Consider the following 18,091-nt stretch of genomic DNA (forward strand, 5'->3'; position numbering starts at 1 on the left):
AATGGCTCGGATAGCGGATGAAATATGCCGACGCTGGAAACAGCGGCCCACTTGTTGCTGGTTTATAAGTGCATGAGCACTGACTGAAGCCTAGAAAAAAATACCCGATGGGGAACGGACTCCCCATCGTGGAGTTAGTCCGCCCAGGGTATCTGGAGGACTGCATGAAAAGTCATAACGGACCATCTGGCTCTGCGTCTTCCGCTGTTCAAGGTTGGCACCAGCTTGACTGGAACCAAATCTACCGAGCAGTGAGGAAAACGCAGTTACAGATTGCACAGGCTACACGGGAAAATGACTGGCGCAGAGTAGGAAAACTGCAAAGGCTATTGACCCGCTCGTTTTACGGTCGTTGTTGGGCTGTAAGGCGGGTGACGGAAAACCGGGGTCGCAAGACACCCGGGGTTGATGGAGAAACATGGGGTACACCCAAGGCTAAATGGATAGCCGTCAGTAGACTGTCAGAAATAAGAGGCTATCGGCCCAAACCGCTTCGAAGGGTATGGATACCGAAGCCAGGAAAAACGGAAAGGCGTCCGCTGGGAATTCCTACGATGCTGGACCGAGCTATGCAGGCTTTATACCTGCTGGCACTGGAGCCGGTTGTTGAAACGACCAGTGACCCGAAGTCTTATGGCTTTAGGTCGGACAGATCAACAACCGATGCAATGGTAGAGCTCTTTCACCTGCTGTCCCCGAGAACGGGGCCACAGTGGGTGATGGACGCCGACATCAAAAGCTTCTTTGACAGAATCAGTCATGACTGGCTTATCAAGTCCGTTCCGATGGACAAGAAAATGCTTAAGAAATGGCTAAAAGCTGGGGTTATTGACCAGCACAAACTGATGGCAACAGAAGACGGAACGCCACAAGGTGGGATTATCTCGCCTTGCTTGGCTAACGCCACCCTAAATGGACTGGAAACCGAACTGAAAGTACACCTGTGCGAGCTGTTCGGAAAAACGAAAGGAAGCAGACTCAAAGTCAATGTGGTGCGCTATGCCGATGATTTCGTGGTACTGGCCAGCTCTAAAGAGTTGCTGGAGGAAACCATCAAGCCGTGGATAGAGTCATTCCTCGCTGAGCGGGGAGTGGAGCTGTCTGCGGAGAAAACGCAGATTACACACATTGAAAGCGGGTTCGATTTCCTAGGGTGGAATTTCCGTAAATATGCGCCCAAATCACATCGCAGGGTTTCTAAACTGCTGATCAAGCCTGCCAAAGGTAACGTACAAGCGTTCTATGGGCGGGTGCGAGAGGTGATAGGAAATAGCGGAGCAATGACGCAGAGGGAACTCATTGGGCGCTTAAATCCAATACTGCGGGGGTGGGCTAATTACCACTCCTCGGTAGTGGCCAAGCAAACTTTCAGTAAGCTAGATAGCATCATTTTCTGGCGTATCTGGAGATGGGCAAAACGCAGACATCCAAGAAAGCCTGCTAAATGGATTAGGAAAAAGTACTTCTATTCCATAGGTGGGAGAAACTGGGTGTTTGCTAACCCCTACTTAAACGAGAAAGGTGAAACAAAGCACAGGCAGCTATATCAGCTTGCCAGTACGGAAATCGTGCGCCACAAAAGGTTGCCGGGGGCTTATAGCCCCTTTGACCCAGAGCACGAGCTGAAATGGGAAGCACTCAGAACTAAGCGGATGCAGCACAAACTGCGTTACAGAAGCAAATTCTGAGTCTTTACATCAGGCAAAAAGGGATATGTGCTTTGTGCGGATACAAAATCAGCAAGGAAACTGGTTGGCACGACCACCACATCGTCAGACGAGTGGATGGCGGGCCGGACACGCTGAAAAACCGTACATTACTTCACCCCAACTGTCATGCACAGCTTCACAGCCAGCGTATGACAAAACCGTTAAAGTACAGCGGTATAAAGGACAACCGCTCGTTACTGTAGCCGGGGCAGGTCATAACCGCCCTTTTATAAGCTTGAGCCGTATGCTGGGAAACTAGCACGTACGGTTCTTAGGGGGGATGGGTCAGTAATGACCTGTCCCTACCCGACAACACCTCGAAGAGGATAGTAAAATGGCTTACATTTCAATTATTGAACGTCAGGGGATTGAGCAAGGTATTGACCAAGGCCGCATCAGTACCCTGCAAAGTACCTTGCAAAAGCTTCTGCAGCTCAAGTTTGGCGAGTCAGCTGCAGAGTACGAGCAGCGCCTACTCCAGGCCGAAGAAGTAGATCTCACGCTATGGACCGAGCGCGTGTTGTTTGCAGAAACCATCGAGGCTGTGTTTGCAGGTAAAGCGTAAGACCGCTTAATGCTGCGAATAGCATCGCAGGCCAGCTCGTACAGGGAGTTGGGTCTGTGTGATTGGGTCATACCCGCGACCGTTGCTTGGGGCATTAATCACCGGCAGAAGTATTATTTGGAAAGCGTAGAGTGATATAGCCACTCAATTTCTGGATAGTTTGCAAAGGCGCTGGGGAACAGGTATTCGCCGCTGAACATGGGTGCGTTGATTTGTTGCCACGCGGGCTGGAAGGGTTTTGAGCTGTGCTGTAAGGCATCAACCAGTAGGGTTGTGCAATACAAGTGCGCGCTGCCGCGCTCAGCTAAGACAAAAGGTCGTTTCAGTTGTTTGAGTAGCCATGTTGCTGCGTGCTGATTTTCTTGTTCAGTAATAAAACGTGGGCGTGCGATGGCAAAGCCTTGTGCGAGTCTGGGGTCAAGAAAGTCGTTGAGGGTTGAGCTTAAGACTTGATTGGCGCGCTGCGGATCATCATCGGTCGTGGCGTGCACAATTAAGGGTTCGGGTTGCACGCTGACCACCATGCCAATGTGTGAATACGCGCTGCTGCTGAGTGTTTTAATTAGCTGACTTTCTGCCGATGTGCCTGAGCGAAACACCCAGTCGCCAATGGCTAGGGGCGGTAGCTGAGTTGTCAAGAAAGCAGGGCGGGCAGTTGGCGTTTGATCGGTATAAGTAAGGAGACTTAACCCCAGCACGGCCGCTAGCATCAATGCGGCACGTAAGGGGTGTTGCCGCAAACGCATAAACGCAGTTAGCACGCCATGTTTACTCTTATTAAGTTACTAGGCTTATAAAGATACTTTCCAGCCATCAGCAGTTTTAGCCAGTGTGATATTTTCGCGTTTGACGGGTGCATTATCTTGTTTATAACGGATCGTGGCGACCAAGGTGGCACGCGTTTTGGCGTCATTGTATTCCAGCTCTGAATAAGTGACGTCTTTAACACCGCCAAAACTTATAGCGCGCGTACTGGTTTCTGCGAGCATTATGCTGAGCTTGCCACGCACAAGGGTGTCCTGCTCATCTGGTGTGTCTGCAGGAATATCCAGCGTGGCCATCAGACCCTCAATATCATTGGCTAATACAGCATTGATATATGTTTGTGCGACTTTCTCAGGTGAATTGCTGGGTGAGCACGCGATCAGCAAAGCAGCAGTGAGCAACATAAATATACCGTTACGGAGTATTTGCATGGTGATTCCTTTGCGCGCAATAAATGAGGACAGGCAGTATAACTGTTGCGCTTTAGTATTTGCGTGACTTGGCGGGCGTTTTCTACAGAGTGGTTTTTTCTCTGGAGAGTGGATAGGTTTGCCGGATGTTTTTTTAGTATTTATTTTATAGACGACTGGTCTAATGCAGTTTAGACTTGCGCTCATGAAAACGTCTTATGTTGATACCCGCCAGCATTTACTCGAAACCGGCCATCAGATTATGGCTGCTAAGGGTTTTTCGAGTGTGGGCTTGAATGAAATCTTGCGCAGCGCTGGTGTGCCAAAAGGGTCTTTTTATCACTATTTTCCCTCTAAAGAGTTGTATGGCCAAGCGGTGCTTGAGGCTTATTTTACTGCGTATTTAGACACACAAAAGCTGCTATTTAACGATTCGCGAATCCCTGCTGCCGAGCGCTTACTTGGCTATTGGCAACAGTGGTTGATTGGCAATAGTGGTGCGTGCCATGAGCAAAAGTGTTTAGTGGTGAAATTAAGCGCGGAAGTTGCTGATTTATCGGAGGCGATGCGCGTGACCTTGCGCGATGGCACTGATCAAGTGATCGAGCAGTTGGCTGATTGCATCCGCGCTGGCCAAGCTGATGGCTCTCTGAGTGTCACCGATGCCGATGTCACAGCAGTGATGCTCTACCAGCTGTGGCTGGGTGCCAGTTTGTTGGCGAAACTGCATCGCACCAGCGCTCCCATGGAGCAAGCAATGCAGATCTCGCGTACCGTTTTACTCAATTAATTACAGCGCAAGCGCCTGCGATATATAAGGTTTTTTGCATTAAAAATAGACGACCGGTCTAATTTCTATGCCGGCGTTATCGTTCAACTGGAGTCACCAATACCATGTTAAATTTTGATTTTTATAACCCCACCCATATCAGCTTTGGCCAAGACTGCATTGCTAAGCTTGATGCTTTTGTTCCAGCGGATGCCAAGGTTATGGTGCTCTACGGTGGGCAAAGTGCACAACGCACCGGTACTTTAGCTGAAGTACAAAAGGCGCTGGGTGAGCGGCAAGTGCATTTGTTTGCTGGTGTTGAAGCCAATCCTACCTATGAGAAATTGATGGAAGCGGTACAGATTGCACGCGAAGAAAAAATAGATTTCTTGCTGGCAGTCGGCGGCGGTTCAGTGATTGACGGCGCTAAGTTTGTTGCTGCAGCTGTGCCTTATACTGATGAGCCGTGGAATATCCTGCTCAGTGGTGGCGCTGATATAAAAGAAGCACTGCCGATTGGTACGGTGTTGACCTTGGCGGCAACAGGTTCAGAAATGAATAACGGTAGCGTCATTACGCGCAAGTCTTTGCAAGCTAAGCTGCCGTTTCATAGCAATTTTGTTTTCCCGAAGTTCTCCATGTTAGATCCAAGCAAAAGCTTTACCTTGCCTGAGCGCCAGGTTGCTAATGGTGTAGTGGATGCCTTTGTGCACATTATGGAGCAATATTTAACCTATGCCGTCAATGCGCCGGTACAAGACCGCTTTGCTGAAGGCTTGTTGCAAACATTGATCGAACAAGGGCCTTTGGCCTTGAGTCAGCCCGATGATTACGAGGTGCGTGCCAACTTAATGTGGGTTGCCACCTTGGCCTTAAATGGCTTGATTGGTTCTGGTGTGCCGCAAGACTGGTCAACTCACTTAATTGGTCATGAGCTGACTGCTTTATATGGCCTAGATCATGCACAGACCCTTGCGGTGATTTTACCGGCCATGATGCAAGAGCGCCGCACGCCTAAGCGTGAGAAGTTACTGCAGTACGCCGAGCGTGTTTGGAACCTGCGTGACGGTGACGAAAAGCAGCGTATTGATGCTGCCATTGCCCAGACCCGTGAGTTTTTTGAAAGCCTTGGGGTGAAAACGCGTCTTAAAGACTATGACCTTGAGCAAGCGGCTGTTGAAGCCGTACTCAAGCAACTCGAAGAACATGGTATGCAACAGTTGGGTGAGCATCAGGATATTGATCTAGCGATCAGCCGTCGTGTGCTTGAAGCCAGCCTTTAATTATAATCTAAGGAGAACTGTATGAATCAGACTAGCCAAAGTAATCGCCGTATCGTATTGGCTTCACGTCCGCACGGTGCACCAATCCCAGAAAATTTCCGCCTTGAAGAGCAGGCCATTCCGGCTCTAGTAGACGGTCAAGTGTTGCTGCGCACTGTGTACTTGTCACTTGACCCCTATATGCGCGGACGCATGAGTGATGGCCCATCCTATGCTGAGCCTGTAGCAGTTGATGATGTGATGGTCGGTGCGGTGGTGAGCCGTGTTGTGACGTCTAAGCATGCAAAATTTGCTGAAGGTGATTGGGTATTGGCCAACACCGGATGGCAAGATTACGCTGTCAGTGATGGTGCTGATTTGATGCCGCTGGGCGCTGCACCGAAAAATCCATCCTACGCGCTGGGTATTCTCGGCATGCCAGGCTTTACCGCCTATATGGGCTTGCTCGATATTGGTAAACCAAAAGAAGGTGAGACCCTTGTGGTGGCTGCGGCGACCGGCCCCGTTGGCGCTACAGTTGGGCAAATTGCTAAGTTAAAGGGTTGTCGTGTCGTGGGCGTTGCTGGCGGAATGGAAAAATGCCGCTATGCGGTGGACGTGCAAGGCTTTGATGTTTGCATTGACCACCATGCCGATGATTTTGCCCAGCAATTGGCTCAAGCCTGTCCGCAAGGCATCGATATTTACTATGAAAATGTCGGCGGTAAAGTATTTGATGCCGTGCTGCCATTGCTCAATACCTCTGCGCGTATTCCTGTGTGTGGTTTGATTGCAAACTACAATGCAACCGCTTTACAACCTGGCCCAGACCGCTTGGCACTACTGATGAGCACCATCTTGGTTAAACGTTTAACGGTAAAAGGTTTTATCATCTTTGATGATTATGCATCGCGTTACCCTGAGTTTAGTGCTGATATGCATAAATGGCTGGCCAATCAAGAAATCACCTACCGCGAAGACCTTGTGGTGGGCTTAGCCAGCGCACCACAAGCGTTTATTGGCTTATTACAGGGCAGTAACTTTGGTAAGTTAGTGATCCAAGTTGGGCCTGAAGAATTGTAATTATTTTGATGCTTGAACATTTTTTAGACTGCCCTCTCTATTTCATCCGCAGGGATTCGCATGCTTCCAGATACCTTCTTCAATCGCCCCGCACTCGAACTTGCTCCCGACTTGTTGGGCAAGGTGATTCGCTATTGTCACGAGGGTGTTTGGCTTAGCGTGCAGATTATTGAGACGGAAGCCTACATGCTGACCGACAAGGGCAGCCATGCTTCGCTCGGCTATACTGAGAAGCGCCAAGCGCTGTTTAAGGATGGCGGCACCATCTATATGTACTATTCACGCGGTGGTGATTCAGTGAATTTCAGCGCGAAAGGCCCAGGTAATGCGGTGTTGATTAAGTCGGGTTATCCGTATTTTGATGCGCTGTCGCCTGAGTCGACCTTGAGTATTTTGCAAGCCAATAATCCTGATCGCCAAGGCCAGCCTCGGCCGCTGCACAAGCTCTGTAGTGGGCAAACTTTGTTGTGCAAAAGCCTCGGCTTAAAAGTGCCTGATTGGGATAACCAAGATTTTGATGGGCAGCGGTTTTATGTTGAGGACTGCGGCATTCGCCCCAGTGAGATTATTCAAGCACGCCGTTTAGGCATTACTCAAGGGCGAGACGAGCACTTGCCTTATCGTTTTGTTGATGCTGATTACGTGAAGTATTGTACGAAAAACCCCTTACGCCGTGGCCAAGTTGAGGGGCAAGATTTCTGGCGCCTGACAGGCGATCAAGCGCCTGTTCTGGGTTAGCTTTTGCTTAAAACATGCGCAGCTAAGGTGCGGATCGAGCCCAGTTGCTGGCTGATTAACAGCAGCTGGGTTTGTAAAAACCGCAAGGTGTCATCCTCTTCTTCTGGCAAATCACGCAAGCGATAGGATTGTTGCTGCTCGGTATCGCTGTGCACGTCAATGGGCTCGCGTTTGATCAGCTGCTGAGCAATCTGTTCGAGGCTATCAGCCAGAAGCTGTGCTTCTTGATTGAGCAGCGGGTAAGTGGGTGCATGTGCTAATGTTTCGCGGTGCGCACCCAGCGCCGAGATATAGCTGAGCAAGGTATGTGAGAGCAGTAAAAAACGAAAACCTATATCGGCTTGGCGACGGAAGTGGCCAGGCTCTTTAAGCATATTGGTTAGCGTGCTGGACAGCGCAGCATCGGCGTTGTGCGCATCGCGACGGGCCACGCGGTAGGCCATATCATCGGTTTTGCCTTGAGTGTATGCCAGCATGATTTGTTTCAGATAGCGGCTATTGCTACGCAAGGTTTGCCCTAGCACTACATTTAAGCGGCGGCCTTGCCAATCCGGCAAAATAAAGAACACTGCTAAGCCGGCGATGGCACTACCAATCAGCGTATCGGTTAAGCGTGGTAAGAATAAATTATAACCGTCGCCGATTTGGTTAAAGCAGAACAGCACCATCAACGTGATAAAGGCGGTTGAGAGCTTGTAATGGCTGGTGCGTGTAGCGAAATAGGCCACACCCGCGGCGACTGCAATCAGAGCTTGTACCCAAAGTTCGGGAAACAACTCAAACAATACCCAGCTGGCGCCGAGCCCGACAATAGTGCCGACAATGCGTTCAACCAAGCGTACTCGTGTTGCGCCGTAGTTTGGGCGACAGACAAAAACAGTGGTTAATAAAATCCAATAGCCTTGATCGGCATGCAGCATTTGCATCACGCCATAGCAGACGGCGACGGCAATGCTCAGGCGTAATGCATGGCGAAACAGTAGTGAGTGGATACTTAAATGCTGGCGGATGCGCTCAAATGCTTCTTTAAGGGTCTTGGGGTCGCGATCAAAAATGGCGTCATCTTTGGTTAAAGCCGCCACATCAGGATTGGCTGCATCACGCAGCAAGTGATCTAAGGTGCTGAGGTTATTGGCCAGTGCCCGCAATGAGCGCAGTAGGTCGCGCCATTCCGGATTGTTTTGCTGTTTGAGGTAGGCGATGGCTGATTGTAAGTCTTCCAGTGCAGCGCTGTGACCGCCACCATAATCAAAGGGCTGGCGCAGCTCAATGGCCTTGGCTAGCGCTTTACAACCATCACCCTGCTGACGCAACAGGCGTAAACAGCGAAACAATACGTCGCTATGAAAAAAAGCATCAGCCAATTGTGAGTACGGGTAGTGCGATGAGCTGGCCCGCTCGTGAATATCTTGGGCAAGAAAATAAAGCTTTAGGTAACGGTTGACCTTGCTGTTACTGCGGCCACCAACGCGGTGCAAAATAATGCTTTTGGTATCGTTTAACGCAGCCACCACGCGGCTGTTTTGTTTGGCAATCGCTAGGCGGTGGCCTTGCACATCCATATTGCGTAAAGGCTCAAACAGTGCTGATTTGGCTTTTAAATAGGCGCATTGTTCACGAAATAAGCGCGCTAAACTGTGTTGCAATGGCTGCTGGGAAAAAATTCCGTACCAAAGAACTGAGAGTACGCCATAGATGCTTGCACCTGTTACCAAGAGTATCGGCTGTTGCCATACTGATACCAAGGCATCGCTGCTTTGCTCTAGACCAATCATGCTGTAGATGGCCAGAATTAATGTAGCAAAGGCAACCGTAGCGTAACGCTCACCGAGCGAACCCAGCATGATTAAACAAAACGTTGCGGCACTTAATGCGCTGACAAACAGCCATGGGTAAGGGTAGATCAGCTGCACGGCAACTGCAGTGAGGAAAAAACAAATGAGAGTGATGCCGGTTGAAAATAGACGCCCCTGCCAGCTGTCATCAGATTCCGATAAAGCACTGGCAATCACTCCAAGAAATAGTGGCGTGAGCAACTCCATTTGGCCGTTATACCACGACCATCCCATGCAGCCGGCCAGCGCAATAAAAAAGCGTAAACTTGAACCAAAACGCTCTAAAGCCCACAAGCGGCGTAAAGAATGGCTAAAAGAGAGTGAGCTCATTGATGATCCTTGCGCCTATCAGGGACTGGCAGTATCCGTAAAGCAAAGTTTTAGGCTGGCACAAGACGGCTCAAACGGCAAGCAAAGGCATACTTACGCAAGCACTGAATAATGCTGCCTAGCCCTGATAACGCAGATAAATATTCAGCCTTTGCTTAAGCTTGTAGTTTCCACAGTCGCTGATCATGCAGCGTGCGCGTAGCAACATAGCGAGGCTGGCCACTGATGGCTTCGAGCTCGGTGGTGCCGCCAAGCTGGTCGACGACTCTATAACGGATGCCAAGTTTGGTGTCTAGAAGTGGATACAGGCGGCTGATCTGTTCGGCTAACTCACTGATTGTGGGCATCATTCAACTCCGTGCATGTGGTGACAATCGTTATAACGCCTTTGAGTGACAGAATGATGAACAGTTCAATATCGTCGCGTCCATGACAAGAGTTGCTACTCCAGTGCTGAAGGCTGCTGCGCATGGCAAATGTATAGTAGGTTTTTATCCTATATCAACTTTTATTGATATAGGTGTTGCCGCCTTAACCGTCAGCGTCTAAACTGCGCAGCCTATGAATACCGTCACGCAATTGCCCACCTTCAGTCCGACCGATGCCCTAGCCGCTTTTTGTAAAGCCGCGGGTGAACCCTTGCGTCTGAATATTTTGCGCGCATTGAGCAATGATTCTTTTGGTGTACTGGAGCTGGCGCATATTTTTGCGACGGGGCAGTCAGGCGTCAGTCATCATTTAAAAGTGTTGGCGCAAGCGGGCTTAGTGACTTCACGGCGCGAAGGCAATGCGATTTTTTATCGTCGCAGTTTGCCGCAGCAGCACAGTCCTGACGAGCTGCTGCACAATGCCTTATTGACCAGCTTAGATGATGTGCCGCTGCCTGCTGATGTGGCGATACGTATTAAGCATGTGCATGGGCAACGTGCTGAAGCCAGCCAAGAGTTTTTTGAGCGCATGGCTGGTGATTTTCAGAGTCGCCAAGATTTAATTGCCAGTCTGCCGCAGTTTCGCGACAGTTTGCTCACCTTACTGGATTCACTGACCTTTGCTGCTGATGCCAGCGCGATTGAAGTTGGTCCTGGTGATGGTGGTTTTCTGGCTGAGTTGTCCAGTCGTTTTCAGCAGGTGCGCGCCTTAGATAACAGTCCGCAAATGCTTGAACTGGCGCGGCAAACCTGCGTTAAGCAGGGTTTAGAAAATGTTGAATTGCAGCTGGCAGATGCGTTGCATGATGACGTTGCTGCTGCAGATTGTGTTGTGGTCAATATGGTCTTGCACCATTTTGCTGCGCCCGCCGATGCCTTGTGCCTGTTGGCGCGTTTGCTCAAGCCGGGTGGCAGTTTATTGATCACAGAGTTATGCCGTCACGACCAAGATTGGGCCAAGCAGGCCTGCGGCGATCTATGGTTAGGTTTTGATCAGGATGAACTGGCTCAGTGGGCCAATGCCGCAGGATTGATACCCAGTGAAAGTCTTTACTTGGGTTTAAAAAACGGCTTTCAAATTCAGCTGCGGCATTTCGCCAAGCCGGATTCACGAAGCACCTCACGCACCGGTAGTTAAAGGAACCGACATGAGCGAATACTCGATTTTTACCTCTGAATCCGTATCTGAAGGCCATCCCGATAAGATTGCGGATCAAATTTCTGATGCAGTACTTGATGCCATTATCACTGAAGACAAACAAGCCCGTGTGGCCTGTGAAACCATGGTGAAAACTGGCGTGGCCATTATTGCTGGCGAGATTTCTACCAGCGCATGGATTGATTTAGAGCAGCTGGTGCGCGATGTCATTGTAGATATTGGCTACAACAGTTCTGATGTTGGCTATGACGGTGGCACCTGCGGGATTATCAATATTATTGGTAAGCAGTCAGTGGATATCGCCCAAGGCGTTGACCGTACTAAACCGGAAGACCAAGGCGCGGGCGACCAAGGACTGATGTTTGGTTATGCCAGCAATGAAACCGATGTATTGATGCCAGCCCCTGTTACTTTTGCCCACCGCTTAATGGAGCGTCAAGCCGAAGCACGTAAAAGTGGCTTGTTGCCTTGGTTGCGTCCAGATGCCAAAAGCCAAGTTACCTGCCGTTATGAAAACGGTAAAGTCGCGGGCATTGATGCGGTAGTGTTGTCCACACAGCACAACCCAGATATCTCCTTAGCCGATTTACGTGAAGCGACGATGGAGCTGATTGTTAAGCACACCTTGCCAGCTGAACTGCTGCACAAAGACACCCAGTACCACATCAACCCGACCGGTAAATTTGTTATCGGTGGGCCGGTGGGTGACTGCGGCTTAACCGGTCGTAAAATTATCGTAGATACCTACGGCGGTATGGCGCGTCACGGTGGTGGTGCCTTTTCAGGTAAAGATCCATCCAAGGTTGACCGCAGCGCTGCCTATGCTGGCCGTTATGTGGCGAAAAATATCGTGGCAGCTGGTTTGGCTGATCGTTGTGAAATTCAAGTGTCGTATGCCATTGGTGTTGCTGAGCCGACGTCGATTTCTATAAATACCTTTGGTACCGGCAAAATCAGCGATGAGAAAATCATCAAGCTGGTGCGTGATACCTTTGATTTACGTCCTTATGCAATCACCACTATGCTCGACTTGCTGCACCCGATGTATCAAGCCACTGCGACCTATGGTCACTTCGGCCGTACGCCGTATGAAATGACCGTGGGTGATGACACCTTTACAGCGTTCAGCTGGGAAAAAACTGATCGCGTGGAGGCCTTACGCGCCTCTGCCGGTTTGTAAGTCACTTGCAACAACAGTCTTGCGCTCGAACGTGAGACTGTTGTCCGCTATCAGTAGGTGTGTTGCAAAATAATTTGCGCCATTAGGCAAATCTGTTTAAAGCTTGAAATTCTCTGTCTTTCGCGCAACTGAGCGCTGTCACAAATACCGCATTATTCGTGGTTATCCGCTATCATAGCGTTTTACATTTGCCGTAAAGATTGCCCCCTGTGCTCAGGTGGGCGAAAATAGCCGCCTTTATTTTAATTTTAGCGTCAGGAGATTCAGTAATGCCCAGCCGTCGTGAGCGAGCCAATGCCATTCGCGCCCTCAGCATGGATGCTGTGCAAAAAGCCAACAGTGGCCACCCGGGAGCCCCGATGGGCATGGCGGATATCGCCGAAGTCCTGTGGCGTGATCATCTGAAGCACAACCCAAAAAACCCACAATGGATCGATCGTGACCGCTTTGTGCTGTCCAACGGCCACGGTTCAATGCTGCTGTATTCGTTGCTGCATTTAACCGGTTATGACGTTAGCTTGGATGATTTGAAAAACTTCCGTCAATTACACAGCCGCACCCCAGGCCACCCAGAGTACGGCTACACCGCAGGTGTGGAAACCACCACAGGCCCATTAGGCCAAGGTTTAGCCAATGCGGTAGGGTTTGCCTTAGCGGAAAAAGTTATGGCGGCGCAGTTTAACCGCCCACAACATGACATCGTTGATCACCAAACTTATGTGTTTTTGGGTGATGGCTGCTTGATGGAAGGTATTTCCCATGAAGTATGCTCATTAGCTGGTACCTTGGGCTTGAACAAACTGACTGCGTTCTATGATGACAATGGGATCTCCATTGATGGTCAAGTGCAGGGTTGGTTCAGTGATGACACCCCGCGCCGCTTTGAAGCCTATGGCTGGCATGTGATTCGCAACGTTGACGGCCATGATGCTGACGAAATTTCAGTCGCCATTGAAGCTGCACGTGAAAGCGACAAACCTACCCTGATTTGCTGCAAAACTGTGATTGGTTTTGGCTCGCCGAACCGTGGCGGTAAAGAAACCAGCCATGGCGCACCGCTAGGCGCTGAAGAAATCGCTTTAACTCGCGCTGAGTTGAATTGGTCACATGGTCCGTTTGAAGTGCCTGCTGATATCTATGCGCAGTGGAATGCCGACGCAGCCGGTGCTACAGCAGAAGCTGACTGGGATGCCCGTTTTGCCGCCTATGCAGCTGAATTCCCGGAATTAGCTGCTGAGTTTGAGCGCCGTATGGCGGGTGACTTACCGGCTGACTTCGCGGAAAAAGCAGCGCAGTACATTGCCCAAGTCGCTGCCAAAGGCGAAAGCATTGCCAGCCGTAAAGCCAGTCAAAACAGCTTAAATGCCTATGGCCCACTGCTGCCTGAATTGCTCGGTGGTTCTGCCGACTTAGCCGGTTCTAACCTGACCCTGTGGGACGGTTGTAAAGGCGTCTCTGAAGTGGATGCATCAGGCAACTACGTGTTCTATGGTGTGCGCGAGTTTGGTATGAGCGCCATTATGAATGGTGTAGCGCTACACGGTGGTTTGATTCCTTACGGCGCAACCTTCTTGATGTTTATGGAGTACGCACGTAACGCTGTTCGTATGTCCGCATTGATGAAGCAGCGCGTGCTCTATGTGTTTACCCATGACTCCATTGGTTTGGGTGAAGACGGTCCAACCCACCAGCCAATTGAACAGCTCACTAGCCTGCGCACCACGCCAAACCTGGATACTTGGCGTCCCTGTGATGCGGTGGAATCTGCGGTGTCGTGGAAGTGCGCACTTGAGCGTAAAAATGGCCCAAGCGCGCTGATCTTCAGCCGCCAAAACCTGGATCACCAAGAGCGCAGCGCAGCACAAATTGCTGATATCGAGCGTGGTGGTTATATCCTCAAAGACTGCGCAGGTGAGCCTGAGTTGATCTTGATCTCCACCGGTTCAGAAGTGGGCTTGGCGGTACAGGCGTATAACGTCTTGACTGAGCAAGGTCGTAAAGTACGTGTGGTGTCCATGCCATGCACCAGCGTCTTCGATGCGCAAGATGCCGAGTACAAGCAAGCCGTCTTACCGATTGAAGTGGGCGCGCGCATTGCCATTGAAGCTGCGCATGCCGACTACTGGTATAAATACGTTGGTTTAGATGGCCGTGTAATTGGTATGACCACCTATGGTGAGTCGGCGCCAGCCAATCAATTATTTGAGATGTTTGGCTTCACGCTAAATGATGTACTCAACGTTGCTGCAGAATTGCTCGACGACGAGTAAGTGCGGTCTGTTTCATTGTTCAACCGCGTAGAGCCCTGTGCTGTACGCGGTTTATTTCTGTAATACTTTTGGTCAAGGATTGTCATGTCTGCACGCCCATTTCGAGTTGCACTTAATGGTTACGGCCGTATCGGTCGTTGCGTGTTGCGTGCATTAAGTGAGCGCCAAGATCGCGCCAACTTTGAAATCATCGCGCTCAATGACATTGCCGACCAAGCCAGTATTGAATACCTAACCCGTTTTGATTCCACCCACGGGCGCTTCCCCGGTGAAGTGCGAGTGGACGGTGATTGCCTGCACATTAATGGTGTCTGCGTGCAAGTGCTGTGCGCCAGTGAGCCCGAAGATGTTGATTGGGCTGCATTGGATATTGATCTGCTGCTCGAATGTTCAGGGCAATACGCCACCCGTGCTGATGCCCAGCGTTTTATTGATGCTGGCGTGCCACGGGTGTTGTTCTCCCAGCCGATGGAAAGCGCCGATGATGTGGATGCAACCATTGTCTTTGGGGTCAATCACACGGCGTTAACAGGCGCAGAGCAGATCGTTTCGAATGCTTCCTGCACCACCAATTGCGGCGTGCCGTTATTGCAATTGCTGGAACACAGTGTGGGTATTGAGCATGCCTTTATTACTACCATTCACTCGGCCATGAATGATCAGCCGGTGATTGATGCCTATCACCATAAAGATTTGCGCCGCACCCGTTCGGCGTTTCAATCGGTGGTGCCGGTTTCCACAGGACTGGCGCGCGGTATTGAGCGCTTATTACCTGAGCTCAATGGTAAGATTCAAGCCAAAGCCATGCGCGTCCCTACGGTCAACGTCTCCTGCTTAGATATCACCGTGCAGACTCAGCGCGACACCAGCACTGAAGAAGTCAACCACTTGTTTCAGCACGCCGCTGCGCAAGGTGCGCTGCACGGTTTGCTCAACTACACTGAATTACCGCACGCCAGTTGCGACTTTAACCACGATCCGCATTCGGCCATTTTTGATGGCAGCCAAACGCGCATGAGTGGCCCACGCATGCTCAACGTTGTCGCTTGGTTCGATAACGAATGGGGCTTTGCTAACCGTATGCTGGATGTTGCCGACCACTTTTTAAATGTTGCCTGTACCACTAACCGCTCAGTAAAGGACTGAACTCCATGACAGTGTTAAATATGACAGACCTTGATCTTACCAACCAACGCGTGTTGATTCGTGAAGATCTTAACGTGCCAGTAAAAAACGGTGTTGTGCACAGTGATGCACGGATTGTGGCGGCTTTACCGACCATTCGTTTAGCCCTAGAAAAAGGTGCAGCAGTAATGATCTGTTCACACCTAGGACGACCCGAAGAAGGCCAGTTCAGTGAAGAGAACAGCCTAGCTCCGGTTGCCGCCTATCTCAGTACAGCACTGGATCGCGATGTGCCCTTAGTGCGTGACTACCTGAACGGTGTTGATGTAGCCCCAGGCCAGATTGTACTGCTGGAAAACGTGCGCTTTAACAGCGGCGAAAAGAAAAATAGCGATACCTTAGCCCAGCAATACGCCGCACTCTGCGATGTGTTTGTGATGGATGCCTTTGGTACTGCACACCGCGCACAAGGCTCAACCCATGGCGTGGCTAAGTTTGCAAAAACTGCTTGTGCTGGCCCGTTGTTATCTGCTGAATTAGCAGCGCTGGGTAAAGCACTGCGTGCACCCGACAAGCCGATGGCGGCAATTGTGGCTGGCTCAAAAGTGTCGACCAAATTGGACGTGCTGACCAGCCTTGCTGATCTGTGCGATCAGCTGATTGTCGGTGGTGGCATTGCCAATACCTTCTTGGCTGCTGCAGGTTTCCCGGTGGGCAAGTCGCTGTATGAAGCTGACCTGCTGGATACGGCCAAAGCCATTGCCGCCAAAGTCAGCGTGCCACTGCCGGTTGATGTGGTGGTTGCCAAGGCCTTTGCTGCTGATGCCGAAGCCACAGTGAAAGCCGTTGCTGATGTGGCTGAAGACGATATGATTTTGGATATCGGCCCAGAAACCGCTCAGCAGTTTGCCGAGCTATTGAAAAACTCAAAAACCATCCTCTGGAATGGCCCAGTTGGCGTGTTTGAGTTTGATCAGTTTGCCAATGGCACTAAGGTGCTGGCGCAAGCGATTGCTGATAGCGAAGCATTCTCAATTGCTGGTGGTGGTGATACGCTGGCAGCCATTGATAAGTACAATGTGGCTGATAATATTTCCTATATCTCCACCGGCGGCGGTGCCTTCCTTGAATTTGTTGAAGGCAAAGTCTTACCCGCCGTTGCTATTTTAGAAGAGCGCGCCAAAGCCTAAGCAGGTTTATTGTGCGCGTTGACTGACAGTAACCGGCTCACATACAGTGGGTCGGATAGATTTTAATGAACCTTGCGGGGAAAAATTATGGCTCTTATTAGCATGCGTCAAATGCTTGATCACGCTGCCGAGTTTGGCTACGGCGTACCAGCGTTTAACGTCAATAACCTAGAACAAATGCGCGCCATTATGGAAGCCGCGGATAAAACCGATTCTCCCGTGATTGTGCAAGCGTCAGCTGGCGCACGTAAATATGCAGGTGCGCCGTTTTTGCGTCACTTGATTTTAGCGGCGATTGAAGAGTTTCCACATATTCCAGTGTGCATGCACCAAGACCACGGCACCAGCCCAGGTGTCTGTCAGCGCTCCATTCAGCTGGGCTTCTCATCAGTGATGATGGACGGCTCACTGGGTGAAGACGGTAAAACACCGATGGACTACGCGTACAACGTTGACGTGACCCGTCGCACAGTTGAAATGGCGCATGCCTGTGGTGTGTCGGTGGAAGGTGAGCTGGGCTGCTTAGGTAGCTTAGAAACCGGTATGGCCGGTGAAGAAGACGGCATCGGCGCAGAAGGCGTGTTGGATATGGAGCAAATGCTCACCGATCCAGAAGAGGCTGCTGATTTTGTTCGTCAGACCAAAGTGGATGCCTTGGCCATCGCCATCGGTACCAGCCATGGTGCGTACAAATTCACTAAGCCACCCACTGGCGATACCTTAGCCATCGAGCGCATTAAAGAAATTCACAAGCGCATTCCAAACACCCACCTGGTGATGCACGGCTCAAGCTCAGTACCGCAAGAGTGGCTAGAGATTATCAACCAGTACGGCGGTGACATTAAAGAAACCTACGGCGTACCTGTTGCAGAAATCGTGGAAGGCATTAAGCACGGCGTGCGCAAGGTCAACATCGATACTGACCTGCGTTTGGCTTCAACCGGTGCGATGCGTCGTCATATGGCGCTTAACCCAAGCGAATTTGACCCACGTAAGTTCTTTTCTGAAACCGTAGTGGCGATGCGTGATATTTGTATCGACCGCTACGAAGCCTTTGGTGCGGCTGGTCAGGCTTCAAAAATTAAGCCGGTGTCCTTAGAAGCAATGTACCTGCGCTACGCCAGCGGCGAGCTGTATGCAAATATAAAGTAAGCACATTGCGCTAAACAAAACCCGCCTGATTTTATATAGATTTATATAAGAACAGGCGGGTTTTTTATTGTCTGCAGATTTTCACCTCGTGCCATTTGGCTGTGTAGTGGGTGTTTTGTAT

15 protein-coding genes and 1 pseudogene are annotated in these 18,091 nt (G+C 50.5%); 12 read left to right on the top strand and 4 right to left on the bottom strand.

All coding sequences use genetic code 11. The annotated features are described in order from the left end of the window. Positions 1 to 164: 164 nt before the first annotated feature. Positions 165 to 1,912 (top strand): annotated as a pseudogene (gene ltrA, locus FXF61_RS14320) (group II intron reverse transcriptase/maturase). Positions 1,913 to 2,043: 131 nt separating this feature from the next. Beyond that, positions 2,044 to 2,274, top strand: coding sequence for a hypothetical protein (locus FXF61_RS14325; RefSeq protein WP_151185885.1), 231 nt, complete (start codon positions 2,044 to 2,046; stop codon positions 2,272 to 2,274). Between the two features lie 113 nt (positions 2,275 to 2,387). Here the strand turns inward: FXF61_RS14325 and FXF61_RS14330 are convergent, their stop codons facing one another. Then, positions 2,388 to 3,035 carry a YiiX/YebB-like N1pC/P60 family cysteine hydrolase gene (locus FXF61_RS14330; RefSeq protein ID WP_151185886.1) on the bottom strand — a complete coding sequence of 216 codons (648 nt, stop codon included), beginning with the start codon at positions 3,033 to 3,035 and terminating at the stop codon, positions 2,388 to 2,390. Between the two features lie 30 nt (positions 3,036 to 3,065). Then, positions 3,066 to 3,470, bottom strand: a complete 405-nt coding sequence (locus FXF61_RS14335; protein ID WP_178087325.1) for a DUF4878 domain-containing protein — start codon at positions 3,468 to 3,470, stop codon at positions 3,066 to 3,068. 184 nt (positions 3,471 to 3,654) lie between these two features. On the opposite strand from FXF61_RS14335, the gene FXF61_RS14340 reads away from it, so the two are divergent. The 4 genes from FXF61_RS14340 (at position 3,655) to FXF61_RS14355 (ending at position 7,301) form a co-directional block, all read left to right on the top strand. Further along, positions 3,655 to 4,239 carry a TetR/AcrR family transcriptional regulator gene (locus tag FXF61_RS14340; RefSeq protein WP_151185888.1) on the top strand — a complete coding sequence of 195 codons (585 nt, stop codon included), beginning with the start codon at positions 3,655 to 3,657 and terminating at the stop codon, positions 4,237 to 4,239. Between the two features lie 104 nt (positions 4,240 to 4,343). Continuing rightward, positions 4,344 to 5,501 (top strand): iron-containing alcohol dehydrogenase, encoded by a 1,158-nt coding sequence (locus FXF61_RS14345; RefSeq protein WP_151185889.1) that lies wholly within the window; start codon positions 4,344 to 4,346, stop codon positions 5,499 to 5,501. Between the two features lie 21 nt (positions 5,502 to 5,522). Beyond that, on the top strand, positions 5,523 to 6,563 hold the full coding sequence (locus tag FXF61_RS14350) for an NADP-dependent oxidoreductase (RefSeq protein WP_151185890.1): 1,041 nt from the start codon (positions 5,523 to 5,525) through the stop codon (positions 6,561 to 6,563). Positions 6,564 to 6,623: 60 nt separating this feature from the next. Beyond that, complete coding sequence (locus FXF61_RS14355; RefSeq protein ID WP_151185891.1) at positions 6,624 to 7,301, top strand: DNA-3-methyladenine glycosylase; 678 nt, start codon at positions 6,624 to 6,626, stop codon at positions 7,299 to 7,301. Here the strand turns inward: FXF61_RS14355 and yccS are convergent. Both yccS and FXF61_RS14365 read right to left on the bottom strand, forming a co-directional pair. Continuing rightward, positions 7,298 to 9,466 carry a YccS family putative transporter gene (gene yccS, locus FXF61_RS14360; protein ID WP_151185892.1) on the bottom strand — a complete coding sequence of 723 codons (2,169 nt, stop codon included), beginning with the start codon at positions 9,464 to 9,466 and terminating at the stop codon, positions 7,298 to 7,300. The two genes, FXF61_RS14355 and yccS, sit on opposite strands and share 4 nt — an antisense overlap. Before the next feature lie 155 nt (positions 9,467 to 9,621). Continuing rightward, positions 9,622 to 9,816 (bottom strand): hypothetical protein, encoded by a 195-nt coding sequence (locus tag FXF61_RS14365; RefSeq protein WP_306108662.1) that lies wholly within the window; start codon positions 9,814 to 9,816, stop codon positions 9,622 to 9,624. Between the two features lie 211 nt (positions 9,817 to 10,027). Here FXF61_RS14365 and FXF61_RS14370 point away from each other — a divergent pair, with 211 nt between their 5' ends. The 6 genes from FXF61_RS14370 to fba all read left to right on the top strand — a co-directional run bounded on the left by FXF61_RS14370 (position 10,028) and on the right by fba (position 17,970). Beyond that, complete coding sequence (locus tag FXF61_RS14370; RefSeq protein WP_151185893.1) at positions 10,028 to 11,032, top strand: metalloregulator ArsR/SmtB family transcription factor; 1,005 nt, start codon at positions 10,028 to 10,030, stop codon at positions 11,030 to 11,032. 10 nt (positions 11,033 to 11,042) lie between these two features. Then, positions 11,043 to 12,233 carry a methionine adenosyltransferase gene (gene metK / locus FXF61_RS14375; protein WP_151185894.1) on the top strand — a complete coding sequence of 397 codons (1,191 nt, stop codon included), beginning with the start codon at positions 11,043 to 11,045 and terminating at the stop codon, positions 12,231 to 12,233. A gap of 269 nt (positions 12,234 to 12,502) precedes the next feature. Next, positions 12,503 to 14,503, top strand: coding sequence for a transketolase (gene tkt / locus FXF61_RS14380; protein ID WP_151185895.1), 2,001 nt, complete (start codon positions 12,503 to 12,505; stop codon positions 14,501 to 14,503). Positions 14,504 to 14,587: 84 nt separating this feature from the next. Then, positions 14,588 to 15,649: an erythrose-4-phosphate dehydrogenase gene (epd, locus tag FXF61_RS14385; RefSeq protein WP_151185896.1), complete on the top strand. Its 1,062-nt coding sequence runs from the start codon at positions 14,588 to 14,590 to the stop codon at positions 15,647 to 15,649. 5 nt (positions 15,650 to 15,654) lie between these two features. Then, positions 15,655 to 16,818, top strand: coding sequence for a phosphoglycerate kinase (locus FXF61_RS14390; RefSeq protein ID WP_151185897.1), 1,164 nt, complete (start codon positions 15,655 to 15,657; stop codon positions 16,816 to 16,818). Between the two features lie 87 nt (positions 16,819 to 16,905). Further along, positions 16,906 to 17,970: a class II fructose-bisphosphate aldolase gene (fba, locus tag FXF61_RS14395; protein WP_151185898.1), complete on the top strand. Its 1,065-nt coding sequence runs from the start codon at positions 16,906 to 16,908 to the stop codon at positions 17,968 to 17,970. The last annotated feature ends 121 nt before the right edge of the window (positions 17,971 to 18,091 follow it).

The organism is Pseudomonas sp. C27(2019) (assembly GCF_008807395.1).
Classification (GTDB): domain Bacteria; phylum Pseudomonadota; class Gammaproteobacteria; order Pseudomonadales; family Pseudomonadaceae; genus Denitrificimonas.